This is a genomic window from Corynebacterium sp. c25Ua_47 (assembly GCF_039907205.1).
Classification (GTDB): domain Bacteria; phylum Actinomycetota; class Actinomycetes; order Mycobacteriales; family Mycobacteriaceae; genus Corynebacterium; species Corynebacterium hiratae.
This window is the reverse complement of record NZ_JASBOH010000004.1, coordinates 122,779-148,936: the sequence shown is the minus strand read 5'-3', so window position 1 is coordinate 148,936 and position 26,158 is coordinate 122,779. Positions and strand designations below refer to the sequence as shown.

Genomic DNA, 26,158 nt, shown 5'->3' with positions numbered 1-26,158 from the left:
TCCGCTGGTTATTACCAGTGCAAAGGTATGGCCGTGCGCTAAACTATCCGGCGTGATTGATCTCAAGTTTCTTCGCGAAAATCCCGATGTCGTCCGCGCCTCCCAGGTAACCCGTGGGGAGGACCCCGCCTTGGTGGACCAGCTGCTCGCCGCCGATGAACAGCGCCGCGCGGCAATTGTGAAGGCAGACCAGCTGCGCTCGGAGCAGAAGGCCTTTGGTAAGAAGATTGGCCAGGCCTCCCCGGAGGAGCGCCCCGCGCTGCTGGAGGGCTCCAACGAGCTGAAGGAGAAGGTCAAGGCGGCCGGCGAGGAAGCGGCCGCGGCCGAGGCCAAGGTGACGGAGCTGCAGTACCAGCTCTCCAACGTGGTGGAGGGCGCCCCCGCGGGCGGTGAGGATGACTTCATCGTGCTCGAGGAGGTCGGCGAGAAGCCGCAGTTCGACTTCGAGCCGAAGGATCACCTGGAATTGGGTGAAACGCTGGGGCTTATCGACGTCAAGCGGGGCGCCAAAGTCGGCGGCGCACGTTTTTACTACCTCACCGGCGATGGAGCCTTCCTGCAGCTGGGCATGCTGATGTTGGCTGCGCAGAAGGCTCGTGAGGCCGGTTTCCAGCTCATGATCCCGCCGGTGCTCGTGCGCCCGGACGTCATGCAAGGCACCGGCTTCCTGGGCCAGCACTCGGATGAGATCTACTACCTGCCGGCGGATGATCTCTACCTGGTGGGTACCTCGGAGGTGGCTCTGGCCGGCTACCACAAGGAAGAAATCATCGACCTGTCGAAGGGGCCGCTGCAGTATGCGGGCTGGTCCTCCTGCTTCCGCCGCGAGGCGGGTTCTCACGGCAAGGACACCCGCGGAATCCTGCGCGTGCACCAGTTCGACAAGCTGGAGATGTTTGTCTACTGCAAGCCGGAAGACGCCGAGGAGATGCACCAAAAACTCCTGAAGATGGAAAAGGACATGCTTGCGGCGATGGAGCTTCCCTACCGCACCATCGATATTGCGGGTGGGGACCTGGGCTCCTCCGCGGCGCGCAAGTTTGATAACGAGGCGTGGGTGCCGACTCAGGAGACCTACCGCGAGCTCACCTCGACCTCGAACTGCACCACCTTCCAGGCCCGCCGCCTGTCCACGCGCTACCGCGATGAGAACGGCAAGACCCAGTACGCCGCTACGCTCAACGGCACCCTGGCTACCACCCGCTGGCTCGTGGCCATTCTGGAGAACCACCAGCAGGCGGACGGCTCCGTCGTGGTTCCGGAGGCACTGCGCCCATTCGTGGGCAAGGACGTTCTGTACCCCGTAAACTCCTAGAAGAACGCGGCGCGCGGCGGCTCGCGCGCCGCTTACTTTTGTCCCCTCCTTGCTGCCTTCCGCCGGCGGCGAGGTCTTAAGCATTTGGAGCACTATGAGCGCTGTGGCTAACTTCCTCTACCGGCAGATCACGCACATCGGGCGCGGGGTGACTATTGCTCAGGGGCTCAAGATGCGCTTGTCCGGGGAGGAGAATATCCCGGATAAGGGCGGGGCCGTCATCGTGTGCAATCACACCGGCTACATGGATTTTCTCTTTGGGGCTTTCCTGGCGTATCGCAAGCGCCGCTTGGTGCGCTACCTGGCTAAGGCTTCTATCTTTAAGACACCGGTGGCAGGACAACTTTTTCGGCTGATGGGCCATGTGCCGGTGGACCGCATCGATGGTGGGGCGTCGATTGTGAAGGGCATTGAGCTGGCCAAGAGCGGGGAGCTCGTTGGGGTGTTCGCGGAAGGAACGATCTCCCGCAGCTTTGAGATTCGCAGCATGCGCAATGGCGCGGCGCGGATTGCTCATGGCGCGGGGGTGCCGATTATTCCGCAGGTTATCTTTGGCTCCCAGCGCCTGTGGACGAAGGGGCAGAAGAAGCACCTGGGCCGCACGAAGGCGCCTGTGCTGATCAAGGCCTTGGAGCCTTATTACACGACGGGTGACTTTGACGCGGACATCGCTGAGGTGCGCCGCCGGATGCAGGAGGCCCTGGAGGGCCTGTGGGCCGACTACGAAGCGGAGTTTGGCCCGATGCCGGCCGGCGAGTTCTGGGTGCCGGCACGCAAGGGCGGCGGCGCCCCGACGTTGGAGGAGGCAGAGGCCCAGGACTCCGAGGTGGAGAGTGAGCGCTACCGCGTGCGTCGGCTGCGCGATGATCTGACAAGCCTTAAGGACCGCGTCTCCGAGGCCACGGTGGAGCTCATGCGCGACCGGATGGCGCTGATGAAGCCGGGCAGTAACGAGGAAACCGGTACTGCAGAAGCTGGAGCCGATGCCGCAGAGAAGAATCGCCCGCGTACTGCGCCGGAAACCCTCGAGTGGATCAAGGAGAACCTCAACTCGGTGGTTGAGGAAGCCATGCGCGGCGTCGGGGAAGGCCGCGACAAGGTCACGGAGGTCATGGCGCAACTGAAATCCGACGTGATGGAAGCCCAGGCCTCGATGACGGCGAGCAGCAAGGAGATTTTCGCGGGATCCGTGGTGGAGCAGGGCTTGCTGTCTGCGGCGACGCAATCGCGCATCATCGTTTCCCGCCTGCCTCACCGGGTGAAGGCTGAATACTCTGAAGCGCCGCGGGTGATTGCGGCAGATCAGAGTGCGTTGAGTATGGAGAACGGCGAGATTTCGAAGCGGCTCCAGGAGGCGCTTGTACAACTGCACCCGCAGGTTGAGGAAGTGATCGTGATTTCGCCGCAGGGCGAGGTGCTGGATGCTGCGGCTTTTGGGGATCTCCCCCAAACCTGCTGGCGCATTGCCTGCGCGGACGGGGCCGAAGGGGTGCAGTTCAACGATGCTCCCGGTGGCGCGGTGGTGACCGCGGCTTCGCCGGCGGAGGGATTGGCAGCCGTGGTGAAGAAGATCGGCGCCGAGCCCAAGGATCTCTTGTTCTTTGCCAACGAGCCAGGGGATGAGACCTTTGCGGAGGGTGGGGAAGGCGTCGCTGTGCATATGGTGGCGCTGGAGACCGCCCCCATTGAGGTGATTAAGGCTGCCCGTGCGGTGACGTATTCCTCGGAGCGTTATGGCATGGCTGAGGTGTTGGAGGCGATGGCGCGCCTGCAACGAGAGAAGGAATAGGTCCTTATATCCCTGGACTTGTGGAGAGTTCGTGACGCCCGTTAACACCCCCGGAAGGGGGTGTTATTTTATTTTGTTAACCTATGAAGCTTCTTGAAAATGCCAGCTTACGGCAACGAAACCTACGTGTGAGTAGCGTCTCCGGAGAGAAATCCAGGTGATATATAGCATTGGCTTTGGGAGAAAACTTCTTCTTCATCCGCCTTTCGGGCAGGTAGCCGAGGTATCGGTGAGCAGGGCGCTCGTGGTGGATGAGCACGATATGCTGCGCATTCCGTCAACTGGACAGGACTTTCTGACGCCGTGCAGCGAGAGAGGAGACTCAGTCAACAATGAGCACGACGAGTATTACAAGCTTCAACCCTGAGTATTTTGAAAAGACCTGGAACGACTACTCCACCGAGGATTATGACGTCGTCATCATCGGCGGAGGTTCCGTAGGCGCCGGCGCCGCCGTGGATGCGGCCACTCGTGGCCTGAAGACGGCTGTGCTCGAGGCCCGCGACTTCGCCGCTGGCACCTCGTCGCGCTCCTCCAAGATGTTCCACGGTGGCCTGCGCTACCTGGCCATGTTTGATTTCCGCCTGGTGGCGGAGTCCCTCAAGGAGCGCGAGCTCAACATGTCCACCCTCGCACCGCACCTGGTGAAGCCGCTGAAGTTCATCTTCCCGCTGACCCACCGCGGCTGGGAGCGCGTCATGATGTTTGGCGGCTTTACCCTCTATGACCTTATGGGTGGCGCCAAGAGCGTTCCGATGCAGAAGCACCTCACCCGCAAGGGCGTGCTGAAGGTGACCCCGGGCCTCAAGGAGGACGCCGTCGTCGGTGGCGTGCGCTACTACGACACGCTTGTCGACGACGCCCGCCACACCATGACCGTCCTGCGCACCGCCGCCGAATACGGGGCCAACGTGCGTACCGGCACTGAGGTGATTGGCTTTGAGAAGGACGCCCGCGGACGCGTCACCGCTGCGAAGGTCCGCGACCTGGAAACCGGCCGCGAGGCCACCGTCAAAGGCAAGGTTTTCATCAACGCGACCGGCGTGTGGAACGACAAGATTCAGCAGATGGCCGGCGTCGAAGGAAAGTTCACGGTTCATGCCTCCAAGGGCGTGCACATCGTGGTTCCGAAGGATGCTCTCGACGCGGAAGCCGCGCTGTGCTTCGTCACCGAAAAGTCCGTGCTCTTCGTCATCCCGTGGGGTGAGTACTGGATCATCGGTACCACCGACACCGATTGGGAAAAGGGCCTGTCCCTGCCGGACCCGGCCCCGACCAAGGCGGATATTGACTACATCCTGGATCAGGTCAACCAGCGCGTGCGCAACAAGATCACCCGCGATGACATCGTTGGCGTGTACTCCGGCCTGCGCCCGCTGCTGTCCGGCAAGTCCGACTCCACCACCAACCTCTCCCGCAACCACGCCGTGGCCCGCGTGGCACCGGGCATGGTTTCCGTCGCCGGCGGCAAGTACACCACCTACCGCGTCATTGGTAAGGATGCCGTGGACCTGGCCGTGAAGGAGCTGGGTACTAAGGTGTCCGAGTCCGTTACCGAGCGCACCCCGATTCTGGGCGCGGATGGCTATCACGCGCTGGCCAACCAGGTACCGGCGCTGGCTCGCCGCTATAACCTCAGCGAAGAGCGCATCGAGCACCTGCTCGGCCGCTATGGCTCGCTGATCGGTGAGGTGCTGGCCCCGGCTGCTGAGGACGCCACGCTGCTGGAGCCGGTTCCAGGCGCGGAGAGCTACATCTGGGCTGAGGTTCGCTACGCCGTAACCCACGAGGGTGCCCTGCACATCGACGATATCGTGGCCCGTCGTCTGCGCGTGGCCATCGAGTTCGCCGACCGCGGCGTCGCCGCTGCGCAGCCGATCGCTGAATTCGTTGCCCCGCTGCTGGGCTGGGATCAGGCCGATATTGAGCGCGAAGTCTCCCACTTCACCAAGCACACCGAGGCAGAGCTCGCCGCCGAGGCAGCGCTGACCGACCGTGAGGCAAATGACATCCTCGAGCGCGCAGGAAGCGCACGAGCCACCAAGGAAGAAGCCTAAAAGTCACGGGGCCCAGCGAGCGGTGGATATCCCTCGCTGGGCCCTTGGCCTAGGCAGATAAGAAAGGACATCTAATGACCGGAATGGATGCATTCCTGTGGGAGTTCATCGGCACTGCGCTGCTGCTCTTGCTCGGTAACGGCGTGTGCGCCGTTGTTAACCTTCGAACCTCGGGCGCACGCGGTTCGGATTGGATCGTCATCGCTATGGGCTGGGGCCTCGCGGTGTTCATCGGCGCTAGTGTTGCCGACCCCACCGGTGGCCACCTCAACCCGGCGGTCACCATCATGCTGGCCGTGAACGGTTCCCTCGAGTGGGGCCTCGTTCCCTACTACCTGCTGGGGCAGATTCTCGGCGCCATGCTTGGTGCATTCCTTGCCTGGGCTACCTTTAAGCAGCTTTTCGACGCCAACAACCTCGACGAAGCCGGCAACGTCACCGGCGCCAACAAGAACACCGGGGGCATCTTCTTTACCAAGCCCGCGCACCCGAATAACGGGTGGAACGCGGTTACCGAGTTCATCGCTACCTGCGTGCTGCTCATGTTCATCGCCTTCGGCCCAACCGGAGGAGAGCTGGGCCCGCTGAGCTACTTCGGTGTTGCCTTCGTCATCGTCTCTATTGGTCTGTCCCTCGGCACCGCCACTGGCTACGCGATTAACCCGGTCCGTGACCTTGGCCCCCGCATCATGTACGCCTTCGTCCTTCCCATCAAGGACAAGGGAGACGCCAACTGGGGCTATGCATGGGTCCCGGTAGTTGCACCGATGCTGGCGGCCGTCGCCGTTGGCCTGTTGTCCATGGTTCTTTAAACCAACCCCGACAAGGAGAAAACAATGTCTACCAAGAGCTACGTTGCAGCAATTGATCAGGGAACCACGTCTACCCGCTGCATTATTTTCAACCACGACGGCGAACAGGTGTCCGTCGGCCAGCTCGAGCACGAGCAGATCTTCCCGGAGAAGGGCTGGGTCGAGCATGACCCGGAGGAGATCTGGAGCAATACCCGCCGTGCGGTGGGTGAGGCTTTGGCCAACGGCGATATCAACGTCGAAGACATCGCCGCCCTCGGTATTACTAACCAGCGTGAGACCACCGTTGTGTGGGACAAGAACACGGGCAAGCCGGTGTACAACGCCATTGTCTGGCAGGACACCCGCACCACAGAGATTTGTAAGGAGCTCGCCGGCGACGAGGGTGCGGACAAGTGGCGCCGCCGCACCGGCCTCATCATCAACTCGTACCCGGCCGGTCCGAAGGTCAAGTGGATCCTCGATAACGTCGAGGGTGCGCGCGAGCGCGCTGAAAAGGGCGAGCTGCTCTTCGGCACCATCGATACCTGGCTGCTGTGGAACCTCACCGGTGGTGCCGACGGTGACAACGGCCAGGAGGCCCTGCACGCCACCGACGTCACCAATGCCTCGCGCACCTTGCTCATGGACATCGAGAAGCTCGAGTGGGATGAGGAACTGTGCAAGGAGATGGGTATCCCGACGTCCATGCTCCCGGAGATCCGCCCGTCCCTGGGTGACTTCCGAACCGTGCGCGAGCGCGGCTCGCTGGCCGGCGTGCCGATTCGCGCCATTTTAGGTGACCAGCAGGCCGCCATGTTCGGCCAGGGCTGCTTCCGCCCGGGTTCCGCCAAGAATACCTACGGTACCGGCCTGTTCCTCCTGCTCAACACCGGTACCACCCCGAAGTTCTCTGAGAACGGCCTGTTGACCACCGTGTGCTTCCAGCGCGAGGGCGAGCGCCCGGTCTACGCGCTCGAGGGTTCCGTTTCCATGGGTGGTTCCCTGGTGCAGTGGCTGCGCGATAACCTCCAGCTCATCCCGAACTCCGCGTCCATTGAGAACCTGGCTCGCGAGGTCAAGGACAACGGCGGCGTCTACATCGTGCCGGCTTTCTCCGGACTCTTCGCTCCGTACTGGCGCCCGGATGCCCGCGGTGTCATCGTGGGCCTGACCCGCTATGCCAACCGCAAGCACCTGGCTCGCGCGGTCCTCGAGTCCACCGCGTACCAGACTCGCGACGTCGCCGATGCCATGGTGGCGGACTCCGGCGTGGAGATCACAGAGCTGCGCGTCGACGGCGGCATGACCATGAACGAGCTGCTCATGCAGTTCCAGGCGGACATGCTTGGCGTGGAGGTGCACCGCCCGAAGAACGTGGAGACCACCGCTACCGGTGCGGCCTTCGCTGCCGGCTTGGACTCCGGATTCTGGGATGATCTCAGCGTGCTGAGCTCCCAGCAGGGTGACTTCAAGGTGTGGAAGCCGCAGCGCGAGAAGGACGAGGTCGAGGCTCTCTACCGCGACTGGAAGCGCGCCATCAAGCGTTCCCTGAACTGGGAAGACGTGGACGATGACGACGTTATCGCTTAAGGGCTAAGTAGCAGTCTTTGCAGGCAAGCGCGGCTGTCACGAGCATTCTCGTGGCGGCCGTCTTCGTCGTTGTGCGAGTGGCGGGCTGCGGCACGGTGGTGGGGATCTAACGCTGCAGTGGACGTTGTTGTGGCTACCAGCGGTTGCGGGTGCGCTCTTGTGTGCATCGCTCTGACGTAGACTCAGGGCTATGGCCAGTGACGTATTTTCGGACCGCGCTCCGCGCCTCATCATCAGTGATATCGATGGCACCTTGTTGGACCGGAACCACCGAGTTCCCAGGCGAAACCGCGAGGCAGTGGCCCGAGCAGTTGCCGCGGGCAGCGAGTTTGCGTTGGCGACCGGCCGGCCCTTCCGCTGGATCATGCCCGTACTGGAGCAGCTGACCGTGCGCCCGGTGTGCGTGACATCAAATGGTGCGGTGATTTATGACTCGGCAGAAGACCGCGTGCTCTCCGCCCACGAGCTCTCGCCTGAAGCCCTCGCGGAAATCGTGGAGGTGGCCACGAAGGTACTCGAGCCCCATGGCGGTGTTGGCTTCGGCGCGGAGCGCACGGGAGGCTCGGTCTTGGATCCGGTGGAGGAACTCTTCGTGGTGGAATCGCACTATTCGGAGAATGCGCTTTTTGAAGGCTTCGGCCTCGTGAGCGTCGGCGAATTGGTGTCCCGACCGGCGGTGAAGCTGCTGATCCGCAACACCGCGTTCTCCGCATCGGAACTCTACGAGCTTATTGCTCCGCACATCGATTCCGAGCTGGCCCACGTGACCTACTCAATGTCCGAGGGAATCCTCGAGGTGGCGGCCCCCAACGTGACGAAGCGGCGCGGAATTAAGTGGCTGGCCGAGCACCACGGTATCGCCCGCGAAGACATCATCGCCTTTGGCGATATGCCCAACGATATCGAGATGCTCGAGTGGGCAGGTTGCGGGGTTGCCATGGAGAACGCTCACCCAGAGGTCATGGAGGCGGCAGATGCGGTGACGGTAGCGCATCACCAGGCAGGTGTGGCAAAGGTGCTTGAGCGCTGGTTCTAGTGCTGCTGTACCCCGCCGCGCTGTAGCCGTGAAGCCCAGCGCTACCTGCCCTTTTTGTAGCAGATTCTGAGAGTTTTCTGCCTCCGGTTGCGGGGTGTGTGGTGGTGTTTTAGTCTCGTGGGCATGGGGGATTTGGAGACTTATTTCTCCTATCGCAGTTCGGGGTTGGATCTTGTGGGGCTTGCGGTAGGCAGTGTGGATGACTTACGCGCGCGTGGTGCTTCTGTGGCTGATGCTGCGGAGTTGACTGGGCTGCATGCGGTGTATTTCGGGCCGACGCGTTTTACGGGCAAGCAGCGCCAGGCGCGTGCGGCGGCGGTTTCTCAAAGGCATGATCTGGCGACGTTGAGCTTGATTGAGTCGTATACCGGCAGGGTGAAAAAGGAGTTGGATGCGTGGAATCTGCGCGTTCGGCTTGCGGCGACTCCGGCACACCGTATCCCGAAAGTGGCGAAGGAACGGTTGAAGCAGTTGCGGCCGCGGCGGGTGCCTGAACCTGGGGTGCGGTTGACGTATCGAAAGTCGGGTCCGCATTCGTTGACGATTACTGATTCAGCCTTGCGCATTAGTGAGATGCGCGGAACCTTGGAGTCGATTAATTCGGCTGATTTGTTGGATGCGGCAGGCCAGGTGTTCTTTGCTAAGGCTCATGGGGGAAGCAAGCCTGCGGTAGCGACCAATGTGGTGGTCACCTTGGATGAGTTGGATCAGATCGTGCGCGGTGAGGGCGATGATATTGAGCTTGTGCTTACCAACGGTGGGCGGATGACGGGTCGGGAGTTTGTAACCTATAAGTTTGCCGAGGTTGGGTATGTGACGTTGGTGCATCCAACGATTGGGCCGGTGTGGTTGCATCGGGTGCGGCGTTTAGCTGGGTTTGAGCAGCGGTTAATGGCCAGTGCGGAGCATCCGACGTGTGCGCGTGAAGGGTGCAATAAGCCGGCTGATTATTGTCAGGTGCATCATTTGGTGCCGTGGAAGGCGGGTGGGGCGACGGATCCGCCGAATTTGACGATGTTATGTGCGTATCACAATGGCATCAATGATGATGACCCGGATAAGCCGACTGGTGCTGGCTATGTCTTCCGGTTGCGGGGCGGGGTGGATTATGTGCCACCCTGGGCGGAGCCGATTACTTCCCAGGCGGCCTACAAGGCAGCACAAGCAGCGTTGAAGCAGCAGGCCAACGGGGGCGTAGTGGGCGGATCCCCGCCGGATACCTAAATCCAATAGATAACATGCCGAAGCGGAAGCCACCGAGGTGGCTCCCGCAATATCGGCGATCCCACAGGGCTGTGCGCGTGAGTTTTGCGCACACGCGGTGCGGCTGGGATTAGTTCGTGAAGACCTGAATCTGCTCAGTCTCCGGGTTGTAGACAATGGAACCGCCCTGGAACTGCACGCGGACTTCCTTGCCGAAGCCGGTGGGGAGTTCGTCGGAGGTCGGTAGGCCGAGCGTCGCCGCGTTGTTGCCCGAGGCCCATTCCTTCGCGATGCGTCCCACCAGCGCGTGCGTACCGGTCTCTTCGGAGCTCAGCACGACGCCGTTCTGGAAGAGCTGGTAGATGATGCCGGCCGACTCATCCGGACCGCCAACAGCCAGGCCCAGAGCCGGGCCGAAGGCGTTAAGGACTGCCGTCCACGTTTCCTTCAGGCCCTCGTTCTTGCTCAGGGAAAGCACCTTGGTCACGATCCCCGGGATCTGCTCCACCGGCAGGCCATTGACCGTCTGGTTCATGTCAACCTGGTGCTCGGAGCGGGCATACATAATGGCGAAGAGGGTGCCAGCCAGGCCGACTAGTGCGGTGATGGTGCTCATCGGGATTTCAGTATCGCCCAGCGAGGACGTTGCCTCCTGTGCGGGAGCTGCCGGTGCAGGAGCGGAAGGCGCGTCGTTGTCGTTCGGCGTGGAGCCGGAGGTATCCGGCGTAGGTGTATCCACGCTGCCCCAGTCTGTGGACGTCGAACCAGACGCGCCCGACTTGATGGCGAGGTACTTCTTGTGCGCCGCCTGGCGAATCTTCGGCCACTGTGCGATGGTGTAGCGCCCCGGGCAGGCAGTGAAGTGAACGTCGCTGTGCCCGAAGAGGCCATAGACCGAGGCAGAGGCACCAGCCGGGTAGCGCGAGCCGCGGAAGTTCTCCGCCGAGCGCAGGGAAACGCGGGAGGTCGGATCAACACCGGAAATCGCGCCCTTCCAGCCAGCCAGGTCGGTGACGGATTCCAGCAAGGCTTCCGTTGGCTGAGCCGTCTCGTAGTTACCAATCATGGAAATGCCCCACGTATTCCGGTTGAAGCCACCGATGTGGGCGCCCTGCACGGCTTCGTCGAGCCCGCCGTAGCGGCCCTCGTAGATGGTGCCGTACTTATCCACCAGCGCGTTGTATCCGATATCGCACCACCCCAGGTTCTGGGCGTGGTACTTGTACGCGGCGCGCACCTGCGCGGCCGCCTGCGCGCGGGTGTAGTTATTGGAACCCGCGGTGTGGTGTAGCGCAATGGCCTTCACGCCGTCGTCATAGTCAGCGCCCTTGCAACGGATATTCTCATCCGCGCCCCAACCTGCGCGCGAGACCACGCGCGGCATGCCATCGGTCTCAGCGGTCGGCTCAATAACCTCGCCCTCCTGGGCGTTGCCGTCCATGAAGACAGCCTCGAGGCCTTCCACGTCGCTATTGGCCGGAAGCTTTTCGGTCTCGGCGACGGGGGCGATGTCGCCGACGTTGAAGGAGGCGTCGTCAAGCGCGGCGTCCTCGACGGGGGTTTCGGTGAACTCTTCGTCCAGATTCGACCCGGTCACGAGATCCACGTTGTTGATGGAAACCTGCACGTCATTGGTATCGCCCACGAAGATGAGCTCTGTGCCGTTCGTGGCGGAGGGATCATCGTTGTTGTAGGACATCGAGTCCATGTCGTACCACTCGGACCAGGACCCGTCTGGCTGCTTGGCGCGGACGAAAGCTGCGACGTCGCGCGAGCCCTTCCACGTGACGGCGAAGGAGGAGAAGGTCTCATCGCGATGGAATTGTTTGACGGCGCGCGGGCCTTCGCCCTCGCCCTGGGCGGCGATGGCCGGGTCATCCACCACGACCGTTTCGCCGGACCCGAAGGATTCGGAGGCCGAGCTCACTTCGATGGGGCCGCTGCCCGCTTCCTGAGTCTGGATGAGGGTTTGGCCGCCCACGGCTGCGGCAGCGACCACAGCGATCGAGGTGACCGTAGCGATAACCGGCGTCGACCACGTCGATTTCGCGGGAACAAGACGACGTTTGAGGTGCACTGTTACTCCTAGGATGGTGTGCGCCACAAGGTTAAGAGGAGCGCAAAAAGTTAACTAACGGGACAGATGTTACGTCAGGTGTTGGAGTGAAAGGGGGTGTGACACGCGAGTTTTCTCGCTTGGGTGTCACCCGCCGTTCTATGCGCGTTACTGCTTTAAGCTGATGCTCATGACTGCATATGACCTCATCGTTGTTGGATCTGGATTCTTTGGCCTGACCGTGGCCGAGCGCGCAGCCTCCCAGCTGGGCAAGAAGGTGCTCATCGTCGAGCGCCGCGAGCACCTGGGCGGCAACGCCTACTCGGAGGCCGAGCCGGAGACCGGCATCGAGGTCCACAAGTACGGCGCGCACCTCTTCCACACCTCGAACAAGCGCGTGTGGGAGTACTGCAACCAGTTCACCGACTTCACCGACTACCAGCACCGCGTCTTCGCCATGCACGACGGCACGGCCTACCAGTTCCCCATGGGCCTGGGCCTGATTAACCAGTTCTTCGGCCGCTATTACTCCCCGGATGAGGCGCGTGAGCTCATCAAGGAGCAGGCCGGCGAGTTCGCCGTAGATGAGGCGCAGAACCTGGAGGAGAAGGCCATCGCGCTCATTGGCCGCCCGCTCTACGAGGCTTTCATCCGTGATTACACGGCCAAGCAGTGGCAGACCGACCCGAAGGAGCTGCCGGCCGGCAACATCACGCGCCTGCCGGTGCGCTATACCTTCAACAACCGCTACTTCAACGACACCTACGAAGGCCTGCCTGTCGATGGTTATGCGGCCTGGCTGGAGAAGATGGCGGAGCATGAGCTTATCGACGTCCGCCTCAATACCGACTGGTTCGACGTCCGCGAGGAGCTGCGAGAGGCGTCGCCAAACGCGCCGGTGGTTTACACCGGCCCACTGGATCGCTACTTCGATTTCGCCGAGGGTGAGTTGGGCTGGCGCACGCTCGATTTTGACATGGAGGTGCTGGAGACCGGTGACTTCCAGGGCACCCCGGTGATGAACTACAACGACGCGGACGTGGACTACACCCGCATCCATGAGTTCCGCCACTTCCACCCGGAGCGCGCCGATAAGTACCCCAAGGATAAGACGGTGATCATGAAGGAGTACTCGCGCTTCGCGGAGAAGGGCGATGAGCCGTACTACCCGATTAACACCCCGGAGGACCGCTCCAAGCTGGAGGCTTACCGCAAGCTCGCTGCCGCTGAGGCCCGCGAGAACCAGGTCCTCTTCGGCGGCCGCCTGGGCACTTACCAGTACCTGGACATGCACATGGCCATCGCCTCCGCGCTGAGCATGTTCGATAACAAGCTGGCTCCCTATTTCCGTGATGGCCAAGCCATCACGCAGGAGCGCGGTCACTAGGCCACGGCGCTGGCCCGGCCGCTCCCGGTAGCGCAGCGTGGCGCGCTATGCTGAGACACCTCGATGAAAGGAGGTGACGGCATGGCCCAGCGCAAAAAGAAGCGCGCAGACCGCAGTATGTGGAAGATGTCCCCGGAGCGGCTCGAGGAACACCTCAAGCTGCGCAGTCGCGCAACGCGCATTCCCGATAAGAAGAAGGAACAATCCAGGAAGGCCTGCCGGAACACCCGGCGGGCCTTTGGCCGTTTATGGGGAGGTTGTGCCAGCGTACGGAACTAGACCAAAGAAAATAAAACTTGTGGTCTGGCCAACAATCACTTAAGGTTAACAGTAGGTTAACAATAGGCGAACAGAAAGTGAGTTTAGAGATGACTTCCCCGAACGCCCGCCGTTTCGATACGTTGCGCCAGGATTTACACGCAGATTATGGCCACGAGTACACCGCCCAGGAGATTGACTCCTTCCTCGATGCCACCATTGAGCGTCACGAGGCTGGCGCGACTTTAGAAGAGTTCATTCCCGTGATGGTGGAGCGCGAGGTGCGCGAGCACTTCGGCACCCACCGCATCCACGTGCGTTTCTCGGCAGGTGCCGACCATGCGCTGGCGCAGGCAGCCGTGGCTTTGACGAAGAAGTATGCCGGTAACGCGCTGCTGGTGGACGCCGCCGTAGCCCACCCGGAAAACGACCCTGACTCCCACATGGCCCACGTGCTCCAAGAGCGCGGCATGGCGAAGCACCCGGACCGCTACGTCGAGGACCTACGCTTGGTCACTATCCCGGACATCATTGTGTACCTCGGCCGCGAAATCCCGCGCGATGAAGCCGGCAAGGACGTCAAGATCTGGGACATCGCCACCGCCGAAACCGTGGAAGAGACCCGTGAGCTGGCCGATGACCTCGGCGCCCGCGTGCTCTACATGCTCAACCGCCTGGGCATCGAGCCCATCTCGGAGGATGCCGCTGTCACGGCCTAAATCAGCTGGATAAAGACTTCCTCAACGCGGTCGACACTGTGCAGGGAATCTGGAAGGTTAAGACCGGCATGGGCGATGACGTAGGCGTCGCGTACATCGGTCTTGGAGTTGCCGACGTGGATGCGAGAGAGCTGCCGCATCGCAAGCCCTGGTAGATGGCGAACATCTGCCCCCATGTCTTGGGCGACTGCGACGGTTAATCGGCCGATGTTGTTTGGCTGATCGACAATGACAAGGGCCGAGGCGTTGTCGGCGAGGAATTGGCCGAAGAGCTTGCGTAGCGAGCCTTCATGCTGATTGATGCGTTTGGACAGGACTTGCCTGCCTTGGGGATCGAGGACGCAGGCGTGGTGGAAGTATTTGCCGACGTCTACGCCAATGACGAAGTCATAGGCCATCGGTGTATGCCTCCTAGCGATGAATTAGAAGTTGGACTATTTAAGCTTCATCGCTGGGGTTGTCGGACGTGCTTGCGCTGGCATCCACATTACTGTGAGACCTCATACCACCTGGGCTGGGTCGGGTTCCTATTAGCAGTTTGAGGATGTCACTGTCTTCGGCGGCATCACCCCCGGATCATTTTCAGACAGGGGCGGGAACAAGCCATACCGAAGCCAGCGACTAGTTCCACTGTCCTTTCAGACGGAGGGACCGGAAATAAACATAACCAGCCCAATCGGGTGGACAGGCTATGAATCTTCGGTGCCCTGAGGTGGAACTGCTAACAACGTAATGGGGGGAAGCGGGGGCAAAGTCAATAATTCGAGTCTGGCATAAGTTGATAAGGATTGCCTAACCTAATACTGTTTCAAGTTATGTTCCGATCGGGAATCGGCAACGGAAGCGAGGCGGCGACGATGAACAGAAAACGTGGATCGACCAGAGAACCCCTCTCCGGAGGGGGAGTCGGGGACGCGGGCCCGGACGGGACGGGCGACGGCGACGCGGTGGCGTCGCAGACGGACGACGGGCGGTTGGTACACGTCGCACCGGTCGCAGCGGGTGGCCGACCATCCACCCGCGATATGCTCGTCGCCGCCGCGATCGGCGTCGCGGGGTCTCTCGTCGTCGTGCCCCTGACCTACCTGCAGGTGTTCGCCGGCATCGCCCACGTTTATCTCGTCGCGGCGACGCTCGGGTTGTGGTTCCTGCAGTGCGTCGTTCCCCTCATCGTCGTCCGCAAGCCTGGCGCGAGCCTCATTGCGTGCCTTGCCATGGGCGTCGTGTCCGCGGCGACCACCCCGTTCGGCGTCGCCGCGATCGGGGCGCTGATCATGGAAGGATTGCTCATCGAGCTTCCATTCATGGTCACCCTGTACCGGCGGTGGACGCGTACCCAGTTCGTGGCGTCGGCGATGTTGTTCTCCGCGCTGATGGGAACGATGGCCCCGCGCGCAGTTGGCGTCGACTCGCCGACCACGCCCATGACCCTGATCAGCTTCGCCGTAGCCTTGGCCTCGAGCTTGGTGTTTTTGGTCCTGGGCTTTGCCGTCGCAAAGGGGCTTCGCAGCCGCGGGGTCACCCGGTGACCGGCGGAGCACCCGCGTGCGCCGGTGCGACACGCGGGACGGCCCCGGCCCGGTTACGGGTTAGGGGCGCGGGCGTGCGGCACGCCGATGGGCGATGGGCACCCGACATGGTGGATCTCTCCTTCGACTTCGGCACGATCAATGTCATCACGGGACCCGTGGGATGCGGAAAGACGAGCCTGGCCCACCTCATCGCTGGACTGATCCCCTCGCACATCCCCATCGACCATGCCGGATCCGTGCACATCGTTGATGTCGACGGCACCGAATGCCCCGTGGACGGGGACCGAGTCACCTTCGTCGGGCAAGACCCGGCGACGCAGGTGCTCACGCTCCGAGTCGTCGATGACGTGGCCATGGCCCTCGAGTTTTCCCTCGTGGAAGCCGACATCGTCGCCAAGCGATCAGCCGCGGCCCTATCAGAGCTCGGGCTGTCAGAGCTCGCGGAGAAGGATCCGTGGGCTTTGTCGGGCGGGCAACGCCAGCGGATGGCCATCGCCGGTGCGGTGGCCAGGGCGCCGGAGGTCATGATCTTCGACGAGCCCGCGGCCCACGTCGACGAGGACGGTCGCCGGTCGCTGTTCGCCGCCATCCGTGATTTGCGGGCCCCGGGGCGCGTCATCCTGCTCATCGAGCACGACCTCCGCCCGTTCGACGGGTGGGTCGACACGGTGACGATCCTCGATGCGGACGGGAGCGTCGCCGCCCACGGAGCGCCGGATGGCATCGCGGTGAAGGACATTGCGACGTCGGCCGCGACCGCCGGAGCGCCGGACGCCAGTACGCCGGGCACGGGGGCACCGGACCGTCTCAGTCCGGACCGGCGGCGAAGGCCCCGGGGAGCCGGGGATGGCGCCGATCCGGAATCGGAGGCGGACGCCGTTCCACTGCTGGCCTTGACCGGAGCCCATGTGGCCCGGGGCAGGGAGCGGATCCTGAACGGGGCCGATCTGACACTGGAACGGGGCGAGATTCATGCCCTAGTCGGTGCCAACGGAGTCGGTAAGTCCACCTTGCTGGCGGTGCTGTCGGGCCAGATGAAGGCGGGAGCGGACCTCCGGATTGACGGCGCGTCCGCCCGGCGCGTCCCCGACGCCTTCGCGTCGTTGGCGTTCCAGAACCCCGAGCACCAGTTCACCCGCGCGACCGTCGCCGCGGAAATCGACTCCGCGCTGGCCGGCACGGACCCGCACGGACCACTCGGCGCCGATGAGCTGTGGAAACTGCGGGAAGCCTTGTGCCCCCGGGCACTTGACCCCGTCTCGCCGTTCGTCCTGTCGGGCGGACAGAAAAGACGGTTGGGCATCTTCCTGGCGGTGGCGGCCAATCGCCGTTTGCTGCTTCTCGACGAGCCGTTGGCGCATCTGGATTCGCCGAGCTCGCGCATCGTACTGGATGCCCTAGCGGAATACGCAGGGGCCGGCGGAACCGTTGTGTTCACGTGCCACGACCGCCGTGCTGCGCGAACGTGGGCGGATCGGGCGAGCATCGTCGCCGAAGGGAAGGTCGCCTGGTCCGGTCCCGCAGCCGACGTGCCGGCTTCCCCGGAGTCGTCCCGGCGGGATCGCGCACTGCCCGCGGCCGGCGCACGGACGTCCTTGGACGAAAGCCCCTGGACCAGTGGATCCGCCGCTCGAAGGCGCGCGGGGTTGAACGCCATCACGATTGTCGCGGCGGTGATGCTCGTCCTCGTCGCCGGGCTGCTCTCCGGCGGAGACGCCGTTCTCGCTCTGACGGGGGTCGCGTTCCTCGCACTCGCTGCGATCGCGGAACGCGACGTTCGGGCGACGGCGGGGAAGGTCCTCCTCGTCCTGTTGATCGGGGTGTTCTTCGGCCTGCTCGGGTGGCGCTCCGAGTTCTACGGCAGTGGGGATCCGGCGGAGGCTGTCCGCCACGGCATCCATCACGGACTGCTACTGACGGCCGTGTTTGCGGGGACGGTCCTGGTCTCCGCGTGTATGCGCGTCGAGGAGCTTTTCGACGCCATGGTGCAACGCCTCCGGGTGCCCTACACATGGTGCACCATAGCGATTTCCGGGGTGAGCATCGCGGCGTTCCTGCGCAGCGAAATCCCCCAGCTGACATGGGCGATTAGATTGCGCTCGATGCGACCGGGGCAGTCTTTCCGCTCCGGCTTCATTCGCGCGACGACGCCCGCGCGCATCGCCTTTCCCCTGTTCGTCAGCGCCGTGCGCTGTGCCGAAAAGCTGTCCCTGACCCTGGTGATGCGCAACTTCGGCCGCCATCCGCGACGTACCTTCCGCACCGATCACCCCTGGCGAGTGCGTGACGGTTTCGCGGCCGCAGCGTCCGCCGCGGCCTTCGTTGCCGCCCTGGTGTCCGCAGTGACTTGACGGGCACCCGGAACCGGCGGGCCCCGAGCCCGCGAGCGTTTCCGAGCCTGTACGGAGACGCGCCCCACCCAGTTGCTTCAACCCTTCAGACACATCCTCCGGGTCGCGCCATGCGGGCCCGGTCCGCCCGGCACCGGCATGGCGCCGGCAACCGAAAGAGGTACCAGTGAACACGATCCGGACCATCAGCGACGTGCTTCGGGACAAGGCCGATGAGACGAAGAAGGGGATCACCTTCGTCGAGAATCGGCGGGACGTCCTCGTCCCGTACGGCCGGGTCCATGCGGAGGCGGTGGCGGCTGCGACTCGGCTGGCCGAAGCCGGCATCGGCCCGTTCGAGGTGCATGCAGACTCACTCGCCCGTGCTTGCATCGACTCAGGCACCGGGTACATCGACGTCAACGATTCGATCGACGCCCGCCGCGCAATCATGGCCCTCGACGGGGATGCTCGGCGGGAGGGGGTTCCCGTGCTCACCGGGTTCGGCCTGTGCCCGGGCTTGTCGACGGCCCTGTTGATGCTCGGGGCCTGCGCTGCGGGGGCCGAAGAGGTCCGCGATGTGCGGGTCGATCTGCGAATTGGCGCCGACCAGGAATCCGGGGCCGCGTCGGTCGAGTCGATGCTCCGGACCATTCGCGGCGGATACCGCGCGATGCTCGGCGGCGCCATCGTCGAAGTGTGGCGCAACCTGGTGTCGTCGCAAAGCGGAATCGGCTACGAATGCCCGGACATCGACGTCGTACGCGGGGTGTGCCCCTCGATCCTCGGATTTTCCTACCACGTCGCCTTCGATGCTCTCCCCGATGAGTCGGTGGAGAAGATCCGCACGTCGAGACTGTACGCGATGTCCGTTGTCTCCGGTCTGCTCGCCCGTCTCGGGGCGGCCGTGACGTCGCGGAAGGCGCGGGCGAACGGCACTCCGCAACCCGCCGAGCTGGTCATCGCACTGTCCTCCGCCGGCGCGGGCGATGCGGGGTCGGCGGCCGAGACGACCGTAGTCCGGGCGACCGGCCCAGGTTCCTACAAAATGACCGCGGCGATTGCTGCCGCCACCGTTGCGTCGGTCGCGGGGAAGCCGGTCGCGCCGGGGTGCCGGGATCTCGTCGGCCACCCCCGGCTCCTCGAACCGGTCCTCGCCTTCGCCCGCGATGCGGGCATCCATATCGAAACGCCGCATGACAACCCGACCACGGGGCCACTGCCGGCAGCGGCCCACTGCGACACCAAAGAAAAGGAGAAACGATGACAGATCAAGCTGAACGGGGTGCGGCGATCGTCGTCCGCGACCTCACGAAGAGCTACCCGATTGCGGGCAAAGCCGGCACCGCGCCCGAAGGCGGGGCAGGTGCTCCGCCGGACGGCGGGCGCAAGGGAAAGCGCGGCGCCCGGATGCGCAAGCATGTGCTCGACGGCGTGAGTTTCACCGTGCCCGCCGGGTCGATCGTGTCGTTCCTCGGCCACAACGGCGCAGGCAAGACCACCCTCATCCGAATCCTGTCGACGCTCATCACCGCAGACTCCGGCGAGGTGAGCATCTTCTCGCGCGATGTGAAAGAGGATCCGGCGGGCGCGCGTGCCGACATTGCCACCACCGGCCAATTCGCGGCGATTGACGAGAACCTCACCGGCCGGGAGAACCTGGAGTTCTTCGGGCGTCTGCGCGGACTCGACCGCGCCGACGCGGCCGCCCGCGCGACGGAACTGCTCGCGCAATTCTCGCTCGCGGACAGTGCCTCGACGCTGGCGTCGGCCTATTCGGGTGGCATGCGGCGCCGCCTCGACATCGCCGCGTCGCTGTGCGTCGTGCCCAGGTTGCTGTTCCTCGACGAACCCACGACGGGGCTGGACCCGGTCAGCCGCGAAGAGTTGTGGGGCTTCATCCGGCAACTGCGGGACGACGGAATGACCCTGGTGCTGACCACCCAGTACCTGGAAGAGGCGGAGGCGCTGGCAGACCACGTCCATCTGCTCAAGGACCGCCGCATCGTCGCCAGCGGAACGCCGGAGGAATTGCGCCGCGACTTCGGGTCGCACGTGCTCCGCGTGTCCTTTGCCACCACCGCCGAGGCGGAGGCGTTCGCCCGCTGCCTAAGGGGAGCGTGTCTGGACCGTGCCCGCGTCGCGGGGAAGTTGGTGTCCCTCGACGTCGACCCCGGACCGCAGGTCCTCGAGGCGGTGGCGCGGGCGATGGAGGCCTCGGAAACGTTGCCGGATTCGCTGAGCGTGTCGCCGCCCACCCTCAACGAAGTGTTCATATCGATGAACGCGGGGGGTGCGGCGCGATGAGTGCGACGTCGGTCGCGGCGTTTCTCCGTCGGGATCTGCTGCTGCTGCGACGCAACACCGCGTCGCTGATCTCCATGTTCGTCGTTCCTCCCCTCTTCCTGCTGTGCCTGTACGCGGTGTTTGGGTACTCGGCAGGGCAATCCGGCTTCGGGTACCTGCGTTTCGTGCTCGGCGGCTGCCTGTTCCAGGCGGCGATGTTCACCGCCGCGGCGTCGGCGATGGCGGTGGGACAGGACGTCGAATCCGGGCTCGTCGACCGTGTGCGCGTGTTGCCCGGGGCCACGGGCGGCTATGTCGCCGGCAGGCTCGCCACCGATGTGCTGCGGATGTCCGCGTCGATCGCGGCGCTGCTGATCGTCGCGTGGGCCTGTGGCCTCGACATGGCTCTCGGTGACGTCGCGTGGACAGTCCTGTGGTCACTGCTCGCCGCCGCGGTCCTGTCCCTGGTCACGGACGGGGTGATCCTGATGGTGCCCGCCCCGGTGTCGACAGCCTCATCGATCCAGGCGCTGGAAATGCTGCTGCTCATGTTCTCCACCGCGTTCATTCCGGCGACCGCTTTGGACGGCTCCCTGCGCGACGTCGTACGTCACATGCCGTTTTCGCCGATCATCGAGGTGATCAGGGCGGCGTCCCCGGATGCCTTCCCGGATAGTGCCGGGGAAGAGGCAGCCCTGTGGCTCGGTGTCGCGGCGGTCGCCGGAATCGTCCTGTTCATCCGCCGGTTCACCTCGAGGAGCGAATCATGATCGGCCCCATCTTCGTGCATCTGCGGCGCATTGCCCACATTTGGCTGCGGCGCCCCGACTTCTGGTTCATGACGTTCATTGCTCCGCTCGTGTACCTGTTCATCGTCAACCGCATGTTCGGTAGCCTGGTCAGGCAGCTCACCGGAGAGTTCGAACTCCCGAACGCGGTCATCCTGGTCGTGACGACGTGGGCGTTCATCTTGGCCATCACGGGATCGTCCACTGTGTTCGTTGAACGCAGCAATGGCCTCCACGAGCGGTTGATCACCATGCCGGCACCGTACGCGGCCGTGCCGACCGCACGGATCATCGCCGAGTTCATCCGGATCATGGCGATGACGGTCGTCGTCGCGGCGATGGCCGCCTTGCTTTCCGACAGCCCCCCTGAGGCGTCCTGGTGGTGGAGGATCGCGGTGACCGGCGCGATGGTTGCCGCGGCGGCCGCATGCACCGGCACGTACATCGCGTTCTCCATCACCAGCCCCCAGGGATCCGTGGCCCTCATCCCGTTAATCATCGTTGCGATGTTCGTCAACACGGTGCTCATGCCCGCCGACCACTTCCGTCCCCTCCTGCGCGGAATCGCCGGGCACACCCCCGTATCCGCGGCCGGCGAGGCCGTCAACGGCACCGGGGCTGCGGGTCTGGTGGTCTGCGCGGCCTGGTTCTTAGGCATCGCCGTGCTTGCGGCGTGGGGCATCGCCGTGAAAACGAGGCCGGGGGAGTCTGCATGACGGGCACGTCCACGGGGGCATCGCCGCCGACGACGGCCCGCGAATCCGAGCATCTAACCCGAAACCGCCGCGTGGACGCGGCCCACACACCCGGAGACAGAACCAGATGAAGTCGATCGCCCAGATCGTCCAGAACAACCGCAGGCTCCTCGCGGCCTACGAGGACAAGGTCCAGCCGAGGTTCCTAAGCCGCTATGCGCGCGAACCGATGGACGCCGCCGCCGTGTACCGGAAGCTCCGTGCGCTGGATCCCGGGCCGGATGCGCCGGCCCGGGTCCTCGACCTCGGTTGTGGAACCGGGTGGCTCGCCCGCACGCTCGCCGCTGAGTCTCGCTATCGCAGGGCGAACATCGTCGGCTACGACCTGTCGCCCAATGCGATCCGCATCGCCCGCGAACGCGCCGCCGCCGACGGGCTCGGGGCCCGGACGGATTTCCACGTTGCCGACATCCTCACGCCGCTCGCGGGAGAGCCCGGCGGGGCCTGTGAAATCTGGGTGTGTGGCGCGCTCCACCAAATGAAGGATGCGGGAGCCGCGCTCGGCAGGGGCTCCGGGCTGCTCGCCGACGGCGGCATCGCTTACGTGCAGACGTTCGTCGAGGATCCCGACGTGAACGAGCGGGCCGACATGGCCGGCATGGCGAAGATGGGCCACCGGGTGTTCCGGGGCAGCGAGCTCGAGGACCTCGCCGAAGCCAACGGGCTGAAGCTGGACGGAGCCTCACGCGCCGGCATGGTGTATTTCTGCACTCTCGCGAAGAAAAGCGCGATCGGGGAGGCGGGGAAGTGAGCGCCGTGGACGGGACCGTCGGCCCGTGGTCGCTGCTCGCCCCGATCCGGACCCGGATGCGTGCGGTGGTCGCGTTATCCGTCCTGTCGTCGGTGGCTACCGTCGCTTCGCTGGTCGGCATCATCGACATCGCGATGACGTACCCGGAGGCCCCGGAGCATCGGACGTGGTTGGCCGTGGCTGTCATCGTCGTCGCCGCAACGGTGCGCATGGCCGCGGACGGCGCCGCCGGCATGCTCTCGCACCGGGCGGATAACGACCTGCAGCTCCACCTCCGGCGCCGGTTGGTTGCCCATATCCGGAAGCTGCCGCTGGGCTGGCTGGACGCCCGGCGCTCGTCGGGGATCATCGGGTCGGTTGAGAAGGACGTCGCGGCCGTCCACCAGCTCATGGGCCACACCGTCGGCGAGACCGTGGTGGCGGTGCTGGTTCCCCTGCTTTCCCTCATCGCGCTCGTCGCGGTCGATTGGCGGATCGCGGCGGTGGCGGTCGTCCCAGTGCTGGTCACCTTCGCCCTGATGGGCATGATGATTTCGCGCGGAGCCGGTCTTCAGCGCGACTACGAGCGAGCCTCTGAAAAAGTGACGGCTGCGGTCATCGAGTTGGTGCGCGGCATCCCTGTGATGAAGTCCTTCGGACGCGCCAACCAGGGCGCGGGCCGCTACGATGCCGCGGCGTCGTCGTTCGTCCGCGCGTGGTCCGCCTGGTCCCGGCAGTCGAACATCTATCTCGGGCTCATCGACGTGGTGACGTCCCCGATCACGGTCCTCGCAGTGGTGTGCGGCGCCGGCCTCGCTTTGAGGGACACCGCGGGCGGCAAACCCGAGGGTCTCGTCGCCGGGCTGGTTCTCGGCCTTGGACTCTCCGCGGCGATCGTGCGGGTGGCCATGAACTCCGAACCCATCATCGCGGGGCTCGCCGCTCTGAAGTCCATTGCGAAGGTGCTGAGCACGCCGCCGATCGCCGAGCCCGCCGATCCGGTGCCCGCGCGCGGGGGCGCGCTCGAGGTTCGGAACCTGGTCTTCTCCTACGGGGATGGGCCGCGGGTCCTCGACGGGATGTCCGCGACGTTCGAACCGGGGACCCTCACGGCGCTGGTGGGGTCCTCCGGTTCCGGAAAGTCCACCGTCGCCCGGCTGTTGGCACGTTTCCACGACCCTGTCGAAGGCTCGGTGCTGCTGGGCGGCGACGATCTTCGCGACATCGCTGTGCGCGACGTGCACCGTTCGGTGTCGGTGGTGTTCCAGGATCCGCAGTTGCTCACGCTGCCCTTGCGGGAGAACATCCGGCTGGCCAGGAGAGACGCCACCGACGGCGAAATCATGGCGGCCGCGAAGCTCGCGAACCTCGATACGGTCATCGCGGCGCTGCCGAAGGGCCTGGATTCGGTGGTCAACGTCGACGTGACCTTTTCCGGTGGTGAGGCGCAGCGCGTGGCCATCGCGAGGTCGATTGTCACGGACGCGCCGGTGCTCATCTTCGACGAGGCAACCGCTTACGCGGATCCGGCTTCCGAGGCCCTCATTCAGTCCGCAATCGAGCGTTTGGCTCGTTCGCGGACGGTGATCGTGATTGCGCACAGATTGAGCACGATCCGCAACGCCGACCGCATCCTCGTTCTCGATGGGGGAGCGGTCGCGGAGGCGGGCACCCACGACGAGTTGCTTGCGCGCGGTGGCCGCTACCGGGATCTGTGGCGCGCGTTCGCGCTCGACGACGAACCATCCGCCCCGCGGGGCACTGAAGCAGACGATGAAAAGGCAGGGAACCGATGATCCGGGACTTGTGGTCGATGACGGATCGGCGCTCGAAGATGACGCTGGCGTGGCTCATTGCGTTGGCCGCGCTTGCCGCGCTGGCACAGGGTGCGGCGTTCGTCGCGCTGCTGCCGCTGCTGTCGGCTCTGGCCGTGGGAGATGATGCGACGGCGTGGCGTTTCACCGGCGTCATCGCCGGCCTCGCGGCCGCCCATGCGGTGCTGTCCCTCGCCGCGGGGACGGTCGGCAGGGCGAATTCCGCAGCGGTGCTGTCGTCCCTGCTGCGTTCCCTGGGCGAACGCGTGCTGACGTTGCCACTCGGGTACGTCACCAAGTCCACGGCCGGCCGCTTTTCGGAGATGGCGTCTTCGGGCATGGCGTTCGCGGCGTCCGTGCCGCACGTGATCCTGAGGCCCGTCATCGCTGCTGTGGTTGCGCCGACCGTCATCGCTCTCGGAATTCTGGCGGTGGATTGGCGCGTCGGGTTGGTTCTCGTCGCGTCGGCGCCGGTGCTCTTCTTCGCCTACCGGGCCATTGGCCGGGTTGGCGGGGAGTCGGACGAAGCGCATGCTGACGCCGTAGCTGCCGTCTCCGGCAGGCTGATCGAGTTCACCCGCGGCCAGCAGGTGATTCGCGCCGCGGGCGACGGTTCGGCGGCGGACGCGATGGTGGATGAGGCGATCCAGGCCCAACACGATGCGTTCGCGAAGGCGACGTCGACGCAAGGCGCGGCCATCGGACGGTTGGGCTCGGTCGTCCATGCGGTGTTCACGGCGGCGGTGGTCGTCGCCGTGGCGGTCGCCGCGACGGGCGGGATGTCACCGGCGCATTTGGCGCCGATGCTCATTGTGGTCGTCCAGTTCACCGGACCGATCACCACGGCGGGAGCGTTGTCCGGCGGTTTCGGCGCGGGCCGCAACACGTTGGCTGCGCTGCGTGACCTGCGGGCGATCCCCGCCCTTCCCGAGCCTGCCGCACCGGAGCTGCCCGACGGGCATGACGTGGAGTTCCGCGGCGTGAGCTTCGGGTACGGGGAGAAGAAGGTCCTCGACGGCGTCAGCTTCCGTGCGCCTCAGGGAGCGCTGGTCGCCATAGTGGGACCTTCGGGGGCGGGCAAGACGACGGTCATGCGGCTGCTGTCGCGGTTTCATGATCCGGACTCGGGGGAGATCCTCATTGGCGGGGTGCCCTTGCCTCGGATCGGCACCGACGGCGTGAACTCGCTGGTGACCCCGGTGTTCCAGGAGACGTTCCTCTTCGACGCGTCCGTGCAGGACAACGTGGTCTTCGCCGACCCCGGATTCGGTTCCGGGCCCGGCGACGGAGACCGCTTGCGCGAGGCCGCCCGGCGATCCGGGGTGGACCGCATCGTGGAGCTGCTGCCTTCCGGGTGGGATAACCCGGTGGGGGAGGAGGGGACGCTGCTGTCGGGAGGCGAGCGGCAGCGCGTCGCCATCGCCCGGGCGCTTCTGAAGGATTCCCCGGTGGTGCTTTTCGACGAGCCAACGTCCTCGCTGGATGCGGCCACTGAGCAGGCGATTGTCGGCACGATGGAAGCGTTGCGCGGCGATCACACCGTGATCGTCGTCGCCCATCGCCTGCACACCGTCCGCGATGCCGACCTCATCGTCGTGCTTTCGGAGGACGGGACGGTCGCAGAACGGGGCACGCACGATGAATTGCTGGCGAAGGGCGGCCGCTACGCCGAGTCGTGGACGTGCCGGACGGGAGGCTCCCCGGGTGCCTGATCCTCGT

At 64.5% G+C, this 26,158-nt stretch carries 20 protein-coding genes and 1 pseudogene; 19 read left to right on the top strand and 2 right to left on the bottom strand.

Going from position 1 to position 26,158, the window contains the following annotated elements:
* Positions 1 to 52 precede the first annotated feature (52 nt).
* The 7 genes from serS to QKE52_RS05475 all read left to right on the top strand — a co-directional run bounded on the left by serS (position 53) and on the right by QKE52_RS05475 (position 9,805).
* On the top strand, positions 53 to 1,315 hold the full coding sequence (serS, locus tag QKE52_RS05505) for a serine--tRNA ligase (RefSeq protein WP_070523855.1): 1,263 nt from the start codon (positions 53 to 55) through the stop codon (positions 1,313 to 1,315).
* A gap of 94 nt (positions 1,316 to 1,409) precedes the next feature.
* Complete coding sequence (locus QKE52_RS05500) at positions 1,410 to 3,104, top strand: lysophospholipid acyltransferase family protein (RefSeq protein WP_347948358.1); 1,695 nt, start codon at positions 1,410 to 1,412, stop codon at positions 3,102 to 3,104.
* 332 nt (positions 3,105 to 3,436) lie between these two features.
* Positions 3,437 to 5,161 (top strand): glycerol-3-phosphate dehydrogenase/oxidase, encoded by a 1,725-nt coding sequence (locus QKE52_RS05495; protein WP_070818627.1) that lies wholly within the window; start codon positions 3,437 to 3,439, stop codon positions 5,159 to 5,161.
* Between the two features lie 74 nt (positions 5,162 to 5,235).
* A complete protein-coding gene (locus tag QKE52_RS05490; protein ID WP_101736142.1) occupies positions 5,236 to 5,973 on the top strand; it encodes an MIP/aquaporin family protein in 738 nt (245 codons plus the stop codon).
* Positions 5,974 to 5,997: 24 nt separating this feature from the next.
* Positions 5,998 to 7,545, top strand: coding sequence for a glycerol kinase GlpK (glpK, locus tag QKE52_RS05485; protein ID WP_347948357.1), 1,548 nt, complete (start codon positions 5,998 to 6,000; stop codon positions 7,543 to 7,545).
* Between the two features lie 190 nt (positions 7,546 to 7,735).
* Positions 7,736 to 8,581 carry an HAD family hydrolase gene (locus QKE52_RS05480; RefSeq protein WP_347948356.1) on the top strand — a complete coding sequence of 282 codons (846 nt, stop codon included), beginning with the start codon at positions 7,736 to 7,738 and terminating at the stop codon, positions 8,579 to 8,581.
* 123 nt (positions 8,582 to 8,704) lie between these two features.
* Positions 8,705 to 9,805, top strand: coding sequence for an HNH endonuclease signature motif containing protein (locus QKE52_RS05475; protein WP_347948355.1), 1,101 nt, complete (start codon positions 8,705 to 8,707; stop codon positions 9,803 to 9,805).
* A gap of 109 nt (positions 9,806 to 9,914) precedes the next feature.
* On the opposite strand, the gene QKE52_RS05470 is transcribed toward QKE52_RS05475, so the two are convergent.
* Positions 9,915 to 11,861 carry an N-acetylmuramoyl-L-alanine amidase gene (locus QKE52_RS05470; RefSeq protein WP_347948354.1) on the bottom strand — a complete coding sequence of 649 codons (1,947 nt, stop codon included), beginning with the start codon at positions 11,859 to 11,861 and terminating at the stop codon, positions 9,915 to 9,917.
* A gap of 169 nt (positions 11,862 to 12,030) precedes the next feature.
* Between QKE52_RS05470 and glf the strand changes: the two genes are divergently transcribed.
* The 3 genes from glf to QKE52_RS05455 all read left to right on the top strand — a co-directional run bounded on the left by glf (position 12,031) and on the right by QKE52_RS05455 (position 14,204).
* Positions 12,031 to 13,227 carry a UDP-galactopyranose mutase gene (gene glf, locus QKE52_RS05465; RefSeq protein ID WP_347948353.1) on the top strand — a complete coding sequence of 399 codons (1,197 nt, stop codon included), beginning with the start codon at positions 12,031 to 12,033 and terminating at the stop codon, positions 13,225 to 13,227.
* A gap of 81 nt (positions 13,228 to 13,308) precedes the next feature.
* The gene (locus tag QKE52_RS05460; protein ID WP_070545133.1) at positions 13,309 to 13,506 is read left to right on the top strand and encodes a hypothetical protein; all 198 of its coding nucleotides are present in this window, start codon (positions 13,309 to 13,311) and stop codon (positions 13,504 to 13,506) included.
* Between the two features lie 89 nt (positions 13,507 to 13,595).
* Positions 13,596 to 14,204, top strand: coding sequence for a protein tyrosine phosphatase (locus QKE52_RS05455; protein WP_347948352.1), 609 nt, complete (start codon positions 13,596 to 13,598; stop codon positions 14,202 to 14,204).
* Positions 14,205 to 14,206: 2 nt separating this feature from the next.
* Here the strand turns inward: QKE52_RS05455 and QKE52_RS05450 are convergent.
* Positions 14,207 to 14,602, bottom strand: a pseudogene (locus QKE52_RS05450) (IS110 family transposase); the annotation flags it as partial.
* Between the two features lie 627 nt (positions 14,603 to 15,229).
* Between QKE52_RS05450 and QKE52_RS05445 the strand changes: the two are divergent.
* The 9 genes from QKE52_RS05445 to QKE52_RS05405 all read left to right on the top strand — a co-directional run bounded on the left by QKE52_RS05445 (position 15,230) and on the right by QKE52_RS05405 (position 26,151).
* Positions 15,230 to 15,733, top strand: a complete 504-nt coding sequence (locus QKE52_RS05445; RefSeq protein ID WP_230307979.1) for an ECF transporter S component — start codon at positions 15,230 to 15,232, stop codon at positions 15,731 to 15,733.
* Positions 15,734 to 15,840: 107 nt separating this feature from the next.
* Positions 15,841 to 18,087 (top strand): ATP-binding cassette domain-containing protein, encoded by a 2,247-nt coding sequence (locus QKE52_RS05440; RefSeq protein ID WP_347948351.1) that lies wholly within the window; start codon positions 15,841 to 15,843, stop codon positions 18,085 to 18,087.
* 166 nt (positions 18,088 to 18,253) lie between these two features.
* A complete protein-coding gene (locus QKE52_RS05435; protein WP_347948350.1) occupies positions 18,254 to 19,333 on the top strand; it encodes a saccharopine dehydrogenase in 1,080 nt (359 codons plus the stop codon).
* Complete coding sequence (locus QKE52_RS05430) at positions 19,330 to 20,373, top strand: ATP-binding cassette domain-containing protein (RefSeq protein WP_175973809.1); 1,044 nt, start codon at positions 19,330 to 19,332, stop codon at positions 20,371 to 20,373. Before QKE52_RS05435 ends, QKE52_RS05430 begins: the two co-directional genes overlap by 4 nt.
* On the top strand, positions 20,370 to 21,122 hold the full coding sequence (locus QKE52_RS05425; RefSeq protein ID WP_175973806.1) for an ABC transporter permease: 753 nt from the start codon (positions 20,370 to 20,372) through the stop codon (positions 21,120 to 21,122). The genes QKE52_RS05430 and QKE52_RS05425 overlap by 4 nt, the downstream gene beginning before the upstream one ends.
* Positions 21,119 to 21,856, top strand: a complete 738-nt coding sequence (locus tag QKE52_RS05420) for an ABC transporter permease (protein ID WP_175973804.1) — start codon at positions 21,119 to 21,121, stop codon at positions 21,854 to 21,856. Before QKE52_RS05425 ends, QKE52_RS05420 begins: the two co-directional genes overlap by 4 nt.
* Before the next feature lie 106 nt (positions 21,857 to 21,962).
* The gene (locus tag QKE52_RS05415; protein ID WP_175973802.1) at positions 21,963 to 22,646 is read left to right on the top strand and encodes a class I SAM-dependent methyltransferase; all 684 of its coding nucleotides are present in this window, start codon (positions 21,963 to 21,965) and stop codon (positions 22,644 to 22,646) included.
* Positions 22,643 to 24,421 (top strand): ABC transporter ATP-binding protein, encoded by a 1,779-nt coding sequence (locus tag QKE52_RS05410; RefSeq protein ID WP_347948349.1) that lies wholly within the window; start codon positions 22,643 to 22,645, stop codon positions 24,419 to 24,421. Before QKE52_RS05415 ends, QKE52_RS05410 begins: the two co-directional genes overlap by 4 nt.
* Positions 24,418 to 26,151, top strand: coding sequence for an ABC transporter ATP-binding protein (locus QKE52_RS05405; protein ID WP_347948348.1), 1,734 nt, complete (start codon positions 24,418 to 24,420; stop codon positions 26,149 to 26,151). The genes QKE52_RS05410 and QKE52_RS05405 overlap by 4 nt, the downstream gene beginning before the upstream one ends.
* The last annotated feature ends 7 nt before the right edge of the window (positions 26,152 to 26,158 follow it).